Origin of the sequence: Devosia geojensis (genome assembly GCF_000969415.1) — a bacterium.
Classification (GTDB): Bacteria; Pseudomonadota; Alphaproteobacteria; order Rhizobiales; family Devosiaceae; genus Devosia; species Devosia geojensis.
Map to the genome: position 1 here is coordinate 26,035 of NZ_JZEX01000087.1, position 13,229 is coordinate 39,263.

The following is a 13,229-nucleotide window of genomic DNA, read 5'->3' on the forward strand; positions in this document are numbered from 1 at the left end:
GTATCGGGATGAAAATTGGTTCGGGAGCGAGCGCGGCTGCGGCGGGACGGTCGATCGTACATGGCCGCTATATGCTGCTCAGGGCCCTGGATGACCATCGGGTCGAGACGCTGGAGAACGCAGCCCTGCTGCAGGTCGATGGCCGAATCGCGCAGATCGGCAGCTTTGCCGAGATCGTCGGCGCCAATCCCGGCCTCGAGGTGCTGGGCGGTCCCGACGCCCTGGTCGTGCCGGGTTTCGTCAACAGCCACCACCATGTCGGTGTCACGCCGGTGCAGCTCGGTAGCCCGGATCTGCCTCTGGAACTCTGGCTGACCCACCAGATCCGTCACAAGATTCCAGATCTTTATCTCGATACGCTCTTTTCCGCCTTCGAGCTGGTCGCCTCGGGCGTGACCGCGGTGCAGCATCTGGGACGGATGAAAGCGGCACCGGTCGGTGCGTGGCCGGAGACGGCGAGCGCGGTGATCAACGCCTACCGAGACCTCGGCATGCGCGTCAGCTATGCGTTCTGCAACCGGGACCAGCACCGGCTGGTCTATGCCGACGACGAGGTCTTCGTCCAAAGCCTGCCGGTCGGGCTGCAGGATGAAACCCGGTCGTTCCTCGCGCCGACGCACTTCCGGCTGGAGGACTTCGAGACCGAGTATTTGCTGCCGATGATGGAGCGCTTCGGCGTCCGCAACGATCCGCTGGTCCGCCTGTGGCTCGCGCCCATAAACCTGGAACGCGCGTCCGACCGGCTGCTGACGTTGACGGCCGAATGGGCCCAGCGTTACGGCATGGGCATTCACCTGCACCTGTCCGAGACCGCCTACCAGAAGGAGTTCTCGCGCCGCCGGTTCGGCAAATCGTCCGTGGCGCATCTGGCCGACATCGGCTTTCTCGGTCCGCACCTGACGCTCGGCCACGGCACCTGGATCGACGAGGCCGACCTCGACCTCATCCATCGCCACGGCGTCTGCATCTGCCATAATGCCAGTTCCAACCTGCGGCTGCGCAGCGGCATCGCGCCGGTGAATGCGTTCCTCGAGCGCGGCATCCCGGTGGCCCTCGGCATAGACGAAGCCGGCCTCAACGACGATCGCGACATGCTGCAGGAGATGCGGCTGGTCAAGCACCTGCACTGCGAACCCGGCCTCTACCGGCAGACCGTCACCCCGGCGCAAATCTTCCGCATGGCAACGGAAAACGGTGCCCGCGCGATCGGCTTTGGCGACGAGATCGGCAGCATCGCGGTCGGCAAGCGCGCCGATCTCGTCGTCCTCGACTACCGCAAGCTCGCCTATCCTTACCTCGACGAGGCCGCGGATCCCGTCTCTGCTCTCGTCTACCGCGCCAAGAGCGCGCACGTCATCGCCACCATGATCGAGGGCCGGGCCGTCTACCGTGACGGCCGGTTCACCTTTGTCGACCGGGACGCGGCCCTGGCTGCCCTCTCGGCGGACCTCGATCGCCCGCTGCGCGCAGAGGAGGCAGCCCGCGCGGAATTCTCCAAGAAGATCCTGCCTCATATCAAGGCTTTTTACCGAGACTGGGAGCTTCCTTCGGGGGAACCCTGGTACCGGCTCAACGGCCGCTGACGGCAAGCTGCCACGGACTGGAGAGCGTCCGGCAGGTCACCCTTGCGCAATCGACGTTTGCATATTTGGTAGGCACCGGAATATCCTGCACAGGATATCAACAACCATGGTTGACACCCGATATTCCCTTGGCATACCATCTGAATGCCAAGGGGATTGGCGAAACGGGGATGAACATGAAACACATCAGGAAGAGCGCATATTGGGCCGCGGGCATTGCGCTGGCCGGCGCCTTTGCAGGCCCGGTCCACGCTCAGGAGCTGACGCCGGTGACGGTCCGCCTGGCGTTCCTTGCCGGCGGCATCGACGCGCCGTTCTTTGTCGCTCTCGGCAAGGGCTATTTCGAGGAAGAGGGCCTCGACGTCGAGATCATCGACGGCGACGGCAGCACCGGCACGATCCAGGCGGTCGGCAACGGCAGCGTCCAGCTCGGCAATGCCGGGCTTGGTGCCCTGGTCCAGGCGTCCGCCGCGGCAGACTTCGACAACATCACCGCCGTCTTCGGGCTGGTGCAGAAGGATCCCTCGGCGATCATCGCCCTCGAGGGATCGGGCATCACCGAGCCCAAGGACATCGAAGGCAAGCGTTTCGCCACCGAGGCGGGCAATCTCTCGGACGGCATGATCACGGCCTTCGCCGAGGTGAACGGCATCGACATGGACACGGTCGAGATCATCATCACCGACAGCTACCAGCAGGCGCTGCTGCGCGGCGACGCCGACTTCATCAATGGCTGGGCCAACCCGGATGGCGACCATGTGGCGGCGTTCTCGCCGATCGAGGAGCCCATCCTCTTTGCCGACCACGGCGTCAACCTGCTGGGCTCCAGCGTCATCGTGCGCAAGGATTGGCTCGCGGAGCACGAGGAGTTGGTCCGCGGGTACCTGCGTGCGCTGACCAAAGCGCATGCCGATGTGCAGGCCGATCCGCAGGAGGCGCTCGAATACTTCATGCAGGCCCGCCCGGACGCCGATGCCGAGGCGATCGCGCAGGAGATTGAGGTGATGGAGAAGTACCGCCATACCGCCAGCACCGAGGGCAAGCCCTTCGGCTATGTCGATCTGGCCGATCTCGAGCTGACCATTTCGCTGCTGGAGACCTATGCCGACGTCGAGCCGGGCGAGATCACCCCCGATGAGGTCTATACCGACGCCTACCTGCCGGCCGCTGAATAAACCCGATGAGACCGAGGCGCCGCGCCTGTCGCGGCGCCTTCCGCTCCACCACAGGATCGCCACGATGGATCTGGGACTGCGCGACAAGTGTGCGCTCGTATTGGGCGCCAGCCAGGGGCTCGGCCTCGGCGTTGCCAGGGCCCTGCTTGCCGAAGGCGCGCAGGTGGCGATCTCCTCTCGCTCGGCGAGTGCGCTCGAAGAGGCGCGCGACGCGCTGCCGGACGACCAGCGCTCCCGCTGCTTCATCGTGCCTGCCGATCTTGGCGCGGAGGGCGCTGCCGACGCGATCGCCGCCGCTGCCCGGCGTGAGCTGGGCGCGGTCGACATCCTCGTCAACAACAGCGGCGGACCGCCGCCGGGAAGTCCCAGCGCCACCTCGGTCGAGGAGGTAGAGCGCCAGTTCGCCCGCATGGTCACCCCGTTGCTGGCGCTGACGCTCGCGGTGGCTCCCGCCATGCGCGAACGCGGCTGGGGCCGCATCCTGACCATTGCCTCGAGCGGCATCGTCCAGCCCATCGCGCACCTGCCGATCTCGAATAGCCTGCGATCGGCGCTGGTCGGGTTCATGAAAACACTAGCCGGCGAGGTTGCAGCCGACGGCGTGACCGTCAATGTGCTCGCCCCCGGCCGCATCGCCACCGATCGGACGCGCAGCATCGACACCGCGCTTGCCGAGCGTACAGGCCGATCAAAGGAAGACGTCGCACGCGAATCCGCCGGGAGCATACCAGCCGGGCGCTATGGAACGGTCGAGGAGTTCGGCGCCGTCGCCGCTTTCCTTGCCGGCGCCGGCGCCAGCTACGTGACCGGCTCGATCATCCGTGTCGACGGGGGAGCCATCCGCTCGATCTAGCGGAGGGTTGGCAGCAGCAACAACGTCGCGGAGGGTAAAGGGTGAACGACATGAGCATGAATGTGGAGGCTGCGGCGCCGGTCAAGCCTCACATCCGGATTTCGCGCGTTTCCAAGACGTTCAAAGGACGCAAGGGCGATGTCCACGCCCTCAGCGACATCGACCTGACCATCGGTCGTGGCGAGTTCGTCTCGGTCGTGGGGCCGAGCGGCTGCGGCAAGAGCACGCTGCTCATGCTGCTGTCGGGCCTGACCCCATACTCTCTTGGCAAGATCGAGGTCGGGGAGAAGCTCATCTCGTCGCCCAATTCCGACGTCGGCATCGTCTTCCAACAGGACGTGCTGCTCGAATGGCGCAGCGCCCTGCAGAACGTGCTGATCCAGGCCGAAATCCGCAAGGCGCCGCTCGAGGCGGCTCGCGAGCGGGCCCGCGAACTGTTGAAGATGGTGTCGCTGCAAGACTTCGAGAACGCCTATCCCAAGGAGCTCTCGGGCGGCATGCGCCAGCGCGTCTCCATCTGCCGGGCGCTTCTCCACAAGCCGCCTCTGCTGCTCATGGATGAACCCTTCGGCGCCCTCGACGCCATGACGCGCGATCAGCTGCAACTCGATCTGCTGCGCCTATGCGCCGACAACGCCATGACCGTGTTCTTCATCACGCATTCGATCTCGGAAGCCGTGTTCCTCAGCGACCGGGTAGTGGTGATGTCGCCGCGCCCCGGTCGGGTCGAGCGCATCATCGACATAGACCTTCCGCGTCCGCGGCGCTTGGCGATGCGCGAGGATCTCAAATTCACCGCCTATACCCGCGAACTGACCGAGATCTTCAAAGGTCTCGGCGTCTTCCGCGAAGAGGTTTGATCATGGCCACCATCACCGAAGCCGCTCCGCCGGCACATCCCTTGCGCCTCTCGCTTCGCGTCCTCGGCAACATCTCTCCGGCCTTCTGGACCCTGGTCCTCCTGGTCGTCCTCTGGGAGCTCGCGGTGCAGATCAACCAGGTGCCGGTCTATATCCTGCCCGCGCCCTCGCGCGTGGCCGCAGAAATCATCGACTACTGGCCGCGCCTGATGATCAACGCGGGCGTCACCGTCAGCGAAATCCTTATCGGCTTCGGTTGCGCCATTGCCGTCGGCGTGCCGCTCGCGGTGCTGGTCACCTATTCCCGGGTGGCCGAAAGGGCGATCTACCCGCTGATCGTCGCCTCGCAGACGATCCCCAAGGTCGCCATCGCGCCGCTGCTGATGGCCTGGTTCGGCTATGGGCTGACGCCCAAGATCGTCATCGTGGTGCTGCTCTCGTTCTTTCCCATCGTCATCAATTCGGTGGTGGGCCTCAAAGCGTCGTCGGCCGAGATGCTCTACCTCGCCCAGTCCATGGGTGCGACGCCCTGGCAGACCTTCTGGAAGTTCCGCCTGCCGCAGGCGCTGCCCTACATCTTCGCCGGCCTCAAGCTTGCGACGGTCCTCGCGGTGATCGGGGCGGTGGTTGCCGAGTTCATCGGTGCCGACCGCGGCCTCGGCTATGTGATCGTCGTTGCCGGTTCGAGCTTCAACATTGCCCGCCAGTTCGCCGCCATCATCGTCATCTCGGCGATCGGCATGGTCTTCTTTGTCATCATCGAGCTCTTGGAGCGTCTCGTCGTGCCGTGGAAGAACACGGCCGTGGTCGCAAGCGAATAACGAAGGCGGAGGATCCTGCCTCCGCCAGTCCTGAAACGTGAGGAGCCACACATGTCCTACCGGCTGGATGAAACCGCCTCGGGGGTCTACGTCATCGCCGTCACCCCCTTCACCGATGCCGGTCTTGTCGACGAAGCCAGCATCGACCGGGTGGTGGAGTTCTACCTGGAAAGGGGAGTCACCGGCATCACCATCCTCGGCATGATGGGCGAGGCCCACAAGCTGACTTCGGATGAAAGCCGGCAGGTGATGAACCGCTATCTGGCCCGCGTCGACGGCCGCGTGCCGGTGGTCGTGGGCGTTTCCCAGCCTGGCACCGACCCTCTGGTCGCATTCGCCAAGGAGGCCATGGACGCGGGTGCCGCGGGCGTCATGCTGGCTCCGGTCAACACCCTGCGCACCGAAGAGCAGATCCAGGGTTATTTCTCGGGCGTTCTCGATCGCCTCGGCAGCGTGCCGGTGGTGCTGCAGGACTATCCGTTCGTCACCGGCGTCAACATCTCCGTCGACACCCTGCGCGTCATCTTCGACAGGTATGCCAATGTCGTCATGCTCAAGCACGAGGATTGGCCGGGCCACAGCAAGCTCACGCGCCTGCGCGCTTCTGCCGGCCGGCAGGTCAGCATACTGGTCGGCAATGGCGGCCTCTACTTGCCGCAGGAGCTGGCGCGCGGCGCCTACGGCGCCATGACGGGGTTCGCCTACCCGGAAATGCTGGTCGAGGTATGCGCGCACTTCGCCAGGGGGAATGCGGATCTAGGTGAAGACCTCTTCGACATCTACCTGCCGCTGCTGCGCCATGAGGCGCAACCGGTCATCGGCATTGCGCTGCGCAAGGAGCTGCTGCGTCGCCGCGGCGCCATCGCCTCGGCCCATGTGCGTTCGCCCGGCCCGCGCCTTAGCGCCGAGGACCATCGCGAGCTCGACCGCCTGGTCGAGCGCCAGCACCGCCGGCTCGCCGGCGCCTCCCTGGCCGCGGCCTGATCGGTTGCCATGACGCGCGCCGATCTGCCTCCTCCGCCGCCACAGGCCGGCGCCTACCGGCCTGCCGTGATCGTGGGGAACATGGCTTACCTTTCGGGATTTGGTCCGCGCGACGCCGCCGGAGGACCCCTGCGCGGCATGGTCGGCCGTGACCTCGATCTCGAGGCTGCAAGGGCCGCCGCCCGCAATGTCGGGCTCTCCATTCTTTCGGTGCTGCAGGAGACACTGGGCGATCTCGGCCGGGTGGCGCAGATCGTGCGGATCACGGGCATGGTCTACGCGGTGCCGGACTTTACCGAACACCCCAAGGTGATCGACGGCTGCTCGCAGCTGCTGCTCGACGTCCTCGGCGAGCGCGGGGCGCATGCGCGCATGGCCTATGGCGTCGCCTCGCTGCCCAACGGCTCGCCGGTTGCCATCGACTGCTTCTGCCAGATCAGGCCTAGAGGTCCAGCACCAGCCGGTCGCTCCTGGCGCCCGAGCAGCAGATCATGATCAACTTGTTGGTCGCCTTCTCGCGCGGCGACAGGACGTTGTCCTTGTGGTCGCACTCGCCCTCGAGCACGACCGTCTCGCAGGTGCCGCACACCCCTTCGCGACAGGAATGGGCGACGCGCACGCCATTGGCTTCGAGGGTCTCCATGATGCTTTGTCCGGCGGGCACGAAGAACTCCTTGTCCTGGCGTTTCAAGACCACGGTGAAGTCCTGCGTCGGGCGTCCGTTGGTGCCGGCGAAGTGCTCGACATGCACGTTGTCCTGCGGCCGCCAGCCGGCGGACGCCTTGAACGTGTCGATCATGCGCGCGGGACCGCAGCAATAGACATGCGCGGCCTTCGGGATGCCGGCGGCGAGCTTGAGCAGGGGCATGACCTTGCCGGCCTCGTCGTCGAAATGGAGGTGCACGCGGCCGGGTTCCCGGGCGTCCAGCGCCTCGAGTTCGATGAGAAATGCCGCACTGACGCGGTTGCGCGCTGCATAGAAGAGCTTCCATGGGCGCCCCAACGCCTCGAGCCGGCGGATCATGGAAAGGATCGGCGTGACGCCGATGCCGCCGGCAAAGAAGGCGCTGAGCTCGGCGTCCTCGACCAGCGGGAAGGTGTTGTGGGGCGGGTCGACCATGAGGACGTCGCCGACCTGCAGTTTCTCGTTGATGTAGGCGGACCCGCCGCGGCTGGCGACGTCGCGGTTGACCGCGATGACGTAGCGGTCGCGCATCTCCGGCCCGTTGATCAGCGAATATGAGCGGCTGAGCCCGCCCGGGAGCTTAAGGTTGATATGCGCGCCGGCAGTGAACGCGGGCAGCGCCGCAGCATCATCCGCCACCAGCTCGATGGAGCGGATCGTCTCGGCGACTTGCCGGATGGCGTCGACCCGCAGGGCGAGCGGCTCCGCTCCGGCAGGCGTGGAGTGGCGTCCTGCCGCATGGTCGCCCGAAACGCCAGGTGTGGCGACATCCGACGCGTGCGCGCCGGATGCCATGGCGATGTCGAGGCCTTCGCTCATTCGGCCGCGCTGAGCTTGGGCTTGTAGCCCTTGATCTCGGCCATCTTCTCTTCGTAGCCCTCCAGCCAGTCGGTGCCGTAGGGCACCACGATGTCGCCGCCGCGGGCGTCGCGGGCGAGCTCGGGATGGTCGACGATGTCGGGCAGGTTTCCGGTCTCGGCATATTCCTTGGCTGCGTCGAGCATGACGCGGCGCGTGAGGATGACCATGCGGTCGGAAGCGGCCAGGTGCTCGAGTGTGCGGTCGACGACGTGGCCCATGGACTCCTGGATCGCCTGGTCCTGCAGCGGGATGCCGACGATGCCGGTGTAGCTGTCGCCGTTGCGCTGCCATTCGCGGTCGATGCCGTAGTCGTTGCTGGCATCCTTGACGGGCCGCCAACGCCCCTTCCAATCGGTCGTCGTCGGCAGGTACTCGAGCGGGCGCGCGAGGCCCCCGACGTCGGTGCCGTCCTTGTATTTGAGGCCCTTCTTGCCGCCGCCGCTCGCCCGGCGCAGATCGATGTTGAAGATCATCGTCGAATAATCGTCGATGGGCACCCAGGCGTTGGCGGTGACGTTGTTGTCGATCTCGCCGGAGGGATACGTCACCCAGAACGGGAAGATGTAGCTGGCGAACCGGTGGTGCTCGGTGCCTTCATAGGCATTGCGCTGGGCCGAGTACATCGTGCCGAACGGCATCACCGAGACGTTGATCTTGGGCGCCTTCTCGGTGACCGTGAACACTTCGGGGTTGCTGAGGTCGAGCTTTTCGCCGTCGATACCGCCGACGTGGAGGAAGCCGAGGTGCGAGGTGTCGATATCGCCCTCGAGCGCCTGCATGTAGTTGCAGTCGCGATGGGTGAGGGCGATGTTCCGGTCGTCCGGTTCACCCATGATGGCTTCGATCTCGGGCAGTTCGGGCGGGTTGTCCTGGCGCTCGCCCATATAGGCAAAGACGATGCCGCCCTGTTCCTTGACGCGGTAGGCTATGGCCGGCGTGCCGGCCGGATACTTGGACTTGTCCTCAAGGTTGGGCTGGTCGAGGCATTTGCCGGTCACGTCGAATTTCCAGCCGTGGTAGGCGCAGCGTATGCCGCCGAGCTCGTTGCGTCCGAAGAAGAGCGATGCGCAACGATGAGGGCAGCGGTGGTCGAAGACGCCGACCCGCCCGTGGGTGTCGCGAAAGGCGATGAGCTTTTCCCCAAGGATCATCAGCCGGACCGGATCGCCATCCGCCTTGAGCTCCGAGCCGAGGCATACCGGCAGCCAGAACTGCCGGAAGAAGTTGCCCATGAGCGTGCCTTTGCCGACGCGGCAGAGCTGTTCGTTTTCTTCTGCGGTAATCATTGGTCTCTCCTAGTGGGCGATTGCCGGTTCGGGCTCGGGAGCGCCGGCCGGGAGGGGCTCGAGGACGCCGGCGTGGTCGAGATTCCGCCGCGCGATGGCGATGGCGCCGTGCACCTCGTCGGTGTGGGCCATGGGCGCGTCGAGGAAGTAGTTGGGCGGATAGAAATGCGCGTCCTTGTAGTAGGGCACGTACATCTCGTACCGGGCCCGCAGCAGCGGGTTGGCGAGCCCGGTGTCCGTACGGCGGTCCCGACGCAGCTTTTCAACGTCGATCATGGCGCTGACCGCGGTGCTCTCGCCCGGATCCTCTTTGAAGGAGAGGGTCTTGCCGTGATGATCGATGATGTGCGAGCGCCCGCCGGGCACGGTGTTGTCCGGCGAAAAGCCGATCCATTCGGCAACGTTGGCGCTGATCAGGTAGACCATGTTCTCGGCTACCCGGCAGAGCTTTGCCGCCTCCTGCTTGGCCGTATAGGGCGAGTTGGTGGGATGAAGGATGACCTCGGCGCCCTGCATCATCATCACCCGCGCCACCTCCGGCACGTTGATCTCGCCGCAGGGGATGGTGCAGAGCCGCCCCAGTTCCGTCTCGACCACCGGAAACACCCGCTCGCGCGGCGTGGCCGCCAGGTAGCTGCTCATGAAGTCGTGGACCGAGGGAAAGGCGGCCGTGTTCACCCGGCGGTAGTTGAGGATGATCTCACCGCTTCGGTCGATGATGAACGAAGAGTTGAAATAGCGGCCCGGCCATTCCGGCGGCGCCTCGAAGAGGTTGCCGGAGATGAAAATGGAGCGGCGGCGGGCCAGGTCTTGCAGCGGCTGCGTCAGCGGGCCGGGAATGCTCGAGCAGGCGCGGGCGATCCATTCGCGCACGCCCATGCCGAGCGGCGGACCCTGCATGGCAAACTCGGGAAAGACGACGAGGTCGGGCTTTTCGTTGCTGTCGCAGGCAGCCTCGATCATGCCGACCAGGCGGTCGACATTGCGCTGGATGAGGGCCTTCGCGGTTGCGTCGTCTGGAGCCTGCGCTGCCCGTTCGCTGCGCATCTGAATGCTCGTGGCTCGCCAGGGCTTGATCGGCACGGTGGTGTCCCTCCTGTGGTTTCAACATTGCACGCCAGTGGTATACCACTAGCATTAGCGCAGTTGAGGAACAATGCAAGAGGCGAGTACGAAAAAGCTGCCGATTTCACAGGCTCGCCGGCAGGGTGCCTGTTTTTTGTGCCAGGCGGATGGGTAAATCTTTCTGATTACAGAGGATACCAGTGATATCCCGGCTGTGTTCCTTGTCGCTTATGCCTATATGAGAGGAAGCAACAGGAGGCTGATGCGAGATGGGTGAACTCTTGGACGCAACCCCCGACGGTGAAGACCTGGATCTTATTGGCGGCGAAGGCGGGCAGCGGCCCAACTTGACCGAGCAGGTCTACGAACAGCTCATCGAGCTCTTGATCTCGGGCGAGCTGAAGCCCGGCGACGTGATCACGGAACGCCGCATGGCTGAACGCCTCAACGCCTCCCGCACGCCGATCCGCGAGGCCCTGGGACGCCTCGAGGCGGAGGGTCTCGTTTACAAGCAACCCAATCGCGGCGTCACGGTCAGCCCTTTTTCGACCGAAGCCTTCGTCGATATCCTCAACGTGCGCCAGCTCCTCGAAGCAGAGGCTGCCTATCTCGCCTCAGGCAAGATTGCGGAGGAGACCGCCGCCAGGATTCGCGACGCGCTGGAAACGCTGGCAAAAAAGCCGCGGCCGACCCTTTCGGAGATCTGGCAGGTCGATGACATGCTCCACGGCGAGATCGCCGATGCGGCCGGCAACCCGCTGATGGCGGCGATGATCCGCGATCTGCGCCGCCGCACGCACGTGTTCAACGCCTACCGCAACCCGATCACGCCGCGCTTCAGCGTCGAGGAAAACCGCCGGCTGCTGGATGCCGTGGCCAGCGGCGACCGCGACCGTGCCCGCAAGGCAATGTCCGAGCATATCGAGACGGTCAAGGTCGCCATCATCGAGCGCCTGTCCGGCGTCCTGCGCTGACGCGGTCAGCCGCGGGGCACGTAGCGCCCCGGTTGCGGCGCGATCGCCGCCCCGTCCCAGACCTGCCGGCCCCGCACGAAGGTTGCGACGGGACGCGCGGCAAAGGTTTCGCCATCGTAGGCACTCCAGCCGGGGCCGTTCGGATTCGCTTTGGCATCATAACGGTAAGGGCCCGGCTGCAGCACGGTGACGTCGGCCTCGAGGCCCGGCTGCAACCGACCCTTGCGGGAGAGGCCGAAAAACGCCGCCGGCCGCTCGGCCAGCAGCGAGGCACAAAGGCGCGCCGCCTCATCCGCGCCATAGCGCTCCGCCGCATCCGAAAAGAACACCGGCAGGAGTGTTTCGAGCCCGGGCATTCCGGCCGCCACGTCGAAGATCGAAGACAGGTTCTTGCGCTCGAGCGGCCAGGCGCTGTGGTCCGACGAAACGAAGGCGCACCCGTTTTGCTCGAGCACCGACCAGAGCGCTTCCTTCCGATCCGGGCGGATGGGCGGGTTGACCTTGAGCAGGCCGCCGAGCCGTCGCATGTCCTCGTCGCCATCGAAGTGCAGGTAGTGGACGCACATCTCCGCCGTTGCCGGTTTGCCCGTTTCACGGGCCCGGCGCACGAGCGCGAAGCCGTCGGGCGTCGAGATGTGGACGATGTGGAGCGGCGTGCCGACCCCGGCCCCCAGCGCCAGGAATGCCGCGGTTGCCGCGAGCTCGGCTACCTCGGGGCGGCTGGGGCTGTGGAACTCCGGCCCGGTCCGGCCTTCGTCCCGGTGAACCTGCGTGAAGCGGCGCACGATCTCCTGGTCCTCGTTGTGCAGCCCGAGCGGCAGCCCCGAACGTTCCAAGAGTTCGATCAGATAGCGCGTGGAGGCATTGTCGATGCGGGGGAACCGGTGCGGATGAGCTTCGAACGAAGAGATCTTGAAGGCGCACACACCTTCCTCGACCAGAGCCTGCACGTCGTTGGTGTTCGGGTGCGCCGGCACGGTGCCGTAGAGCGCAACGTCGCAGATCGAATAAGCTTCGACCGCGGCGATCTTGTCCTTGAGCAGGGCTGCCGTGGTGATCGGATCGGGCTCGTCATAAGGCATGTCGACGATGGTGGTCACCCCGCCCATCACGGCTGCCCGGCTGGTGGGCGCGAGGCCCGCAAACCCGATCTGACTTCCCGCATGCGTCTGGCCGTCGATCGTTCCCGGCAGCACGTAGCTGCCGGTATGATCGATGGCGCGGCGGGCTTGCGGGGGCTCTCCGTCCCCGATAGCCGCGATCCGCTCCCCCCTGATCCCGATCCAGCCCTCCTCGATGATCCCATCGGGAGTGACCACCCGGCCGGCTATCAAGGTGTCAAGCATGGCAACTCCGATCGAATTACAAAACTTTGGCGTGCACTCGGAATTCCAATGGTGTACCAAGATCGGGCGAGTTTGGAAAGCCTGACGCAACAGACAAGTTCGGGATGACCGATGATCTACGACCTGACCATTCTCTCACTGCTGCCAAACACCTTGGGCGCGGTGATGCCCCTCTTACCCAAGACCTATGAGGGCTTCTCCTCGACGGGCACGCCGCTCGGGGCATTCTCGTGCGAGTTCGGCGTGCTCAACCGGTTCGCGTTCATCACCGCCTATGACAGCCCGCAGGACCTGGCGACCGAACGCGCCCGCCTGATGGAGGCCGATGACCCTTACGGCATCGCACCCTATCTCGGCGGGGTGCAGAGCACGGCCTTCCGGCCGCTGTTCTTCATGCAGCCCATCGAGCTGGGCGAATGGGGACCCTTCTATGAGTTCCGCACTTATACGCTCGCCCCCAATGGCCTGCCCGAAACGGCGGAGGCCTGGAGCAAGATCGTCGAGCGCCGCAACGCCATGTCCAAGCTCCTGATGGTGATGGGCTCGATCGAGGAGGGGCCGCAGAAGATGGTCCACATCTGGCCCTACAAGACCATCGAAGACCGCGTGAAGGCGCGGGCGGAGGCCAGCAAGGAAGGCATCTGGCCGCCGCCGGGGGGCTCGGCCAAGCTGACGGCGCTGCAGTCCGAACTTTTCGTTGCGACCGGCTTTTCCGGCCTTAAGTAGGCCGGGCATC

General features: G+C 65.3%; 13 protein-coding genes. 9 read left to right on the plus strand and 4 right to left on the minus strand.

The genetic code is table 11. The annotated features are described in order from the left end of the window. Positions 1-8 precede the first annotated feature (8 nt). The 7 genes from VE25_RS08190 (at position 9) to VE25_RS08220 (ending at position 6,771) form a co-directional block, all read left to right on the plus strand. Positions 9-1,583, plus strand: coding sequence for an amidohydrolase family protein (locus VE25_RS08190; protein ID WP_046108123.1), 1,575 nt, complete (start codon positions 9-11; stop codon positions 1,581-1,583). Positions 1,584-1,759: 176 nt separating this feature from the next. Next, a complete protein-coding gene (locus VE25_RS08195; RefSeq protein ID WP_160299965.1) occupies positions 1,760-2,758 on the plus strand; it encodes an ABC transporter substrate-binding protein in 999 nt (332 codons plus the stop codon). A 64-nt stretch (positions 2,759-2,822) separates the two neighbouring features. After that, positions 2,823-3,611, plus strand: coding sequence for an SDR family oxidoreductase (locus tag VE25_RS08200; protein ID WP_046108125.1), 789 nt, complete (start codon positions 2,823-2,825; stop codon positions 3,609-3,611). 50 nt (positions 3,612-3,661) lie between these two features. After that, positions 3,662-4,471, plus strand: a complete 810-nt coding sequence (locus VE25_RS08205; RefSeq protein WP_152664554.1) for an ABC transporter ATP-binding protein — start codon at positions 3,662-3,664, stop codon at positions 4,469-4,471. A 2-nt stretch (positions 4,472-4,473) separates the two neighbouring features. Continuing rightward, positions 4,474-5,292: an ABC transporter permease gene (locus VE25_RS08210; RefSeq protein ID WP_046108126.1), complete on the plus strand. Its 819-nt coding sequence runs from the start codon at positions 4,474-4,476 to the stop codon at positions 5,290-5,292. A 51-nt stretch (positions 5,293-5,343) separates the two neighbouring features. Further along, complete coding sequence (locus tag VE25_RS08215; RefSeq protein ID WP_046108127.1) at positions 5,344-6,276, plus strand: dihydrodipicolinate synthase family protein; 933 nt, start codon at positions 5,344-5,346, stop codon at positions 6,274-6,276. A gap of 9 nt (positions 6,277-6,285) precedes the next feature. Beyond that, positions 6,286-6,771, plus strand: a complete 486-nt coding sequence (locus VE25_RS08220; RefSeq protein WP_046108128.1) for a RidA family protein — start codon at positions 6,286-6,288, stop codon at positions 6,769-6,771. Here VE25_RS08220 and VE25_RS08225 read toward each other — a convergent pair. From VE25_RS08225 to VE25_RS08235, 3 genes are read right to left on the minus strand one after another with little or no spacing between them, the layout of a single operon-like run. Next, positions 6,719-7,780 carry a PDR/VanB family oxidoreductase gene (locus VE25_RS08225; RefSeq protein WP_083988802.1) on the minus strand — a complete coding sequence of 354 codons (1,062 nt, stop codon included), beginning with the start codon at positions 7,778-7,780 and terminating at the stop codon, positions 6,719-6,721. The genes VE25_RS08220 and VE25_RS08225 overlap by 53 nt on opposite strands. Beyond that, positions 7,777-9,108 (minus strand): Rieske 2Fe-2S domain-containing protein, encoded by a 1,332-nt coding sequence (locus tag VE25_RS08230; protein ID WP_046108129.1) that lies wholly within the window; start codon positions 9,106-9,108, stop codon positions 7,777-7,779. The genes VE25_RS08225 and VE25_RS08230 overlap by 4 nt, the downstream gene beginning before the upstream one ends. 9 nt (positions 9,109-9,117) lie before the next feature. Continuing rightward, positions 9,118-10,191 carry a nitrilase-related carbon-nitrogen hydrolase gene (locus tag VE25_RS08235; protein WP_083988803.1) on the minus strand — a complete coding sequence of 358 codons (1,074 nt, stop codon included), beginning with the start codon at positions 10,189-10,191 and terminating at the stop codon, positions 9,118-9,120. Between the two features lie 251 nt (positions 10,192-10,442). Between VE25_RS08235 and VE25_RS08240 the strand changes: the two genes are divergently transcribed. Beyond that, the gene (locus VE25_RS08240) at positions 10,443-11,147 is read left to right on the plus strand and encodes a GntR family transcriptional regulator (RefSeq protein WP_083988804.1); all 705 of its coding nucleotides are present in this window, start codon (positions 10,443-10,445) and stop codon (positions 11,145-11,147) included. Between the two features lie 5 nt (positions 11,148-11,152). On the opposite strand, the gene VE25_RS08245 is transcribed toward VE25_RS08240, so the two are convergent. After that, positions 11,153-12,493 carry a dihydroorotase gene (locus VE25_RS08245; RefSeq protein WP_046108130.1) on the minus strand — a complete coding sequence of 447 codons (1,341 nt, stop codon included), beginning with the start codon at positions 12,491-12,493 and terminating at the stop codon, positions 11,153-11,155. A 111-nt stretch (positions 12,494-12,604) separates the two neighbouring features. Between VE25_RS08245 and VE25_RS08250 the strand changes: the two genes are divergently transcribed. Further along, positions 12,605-13,219: an NIPSNAP family protein gene (locus VE25_RS08250; protein WP_046108131.1), complete on the plus strand. Its 615-nt coding sequence runs from the start codon at positions 12,605-12,607 to the stop codon at positions 13,217-13,219. Positions 13,220-13,229 lie beyond the last annotated feature (10 nt).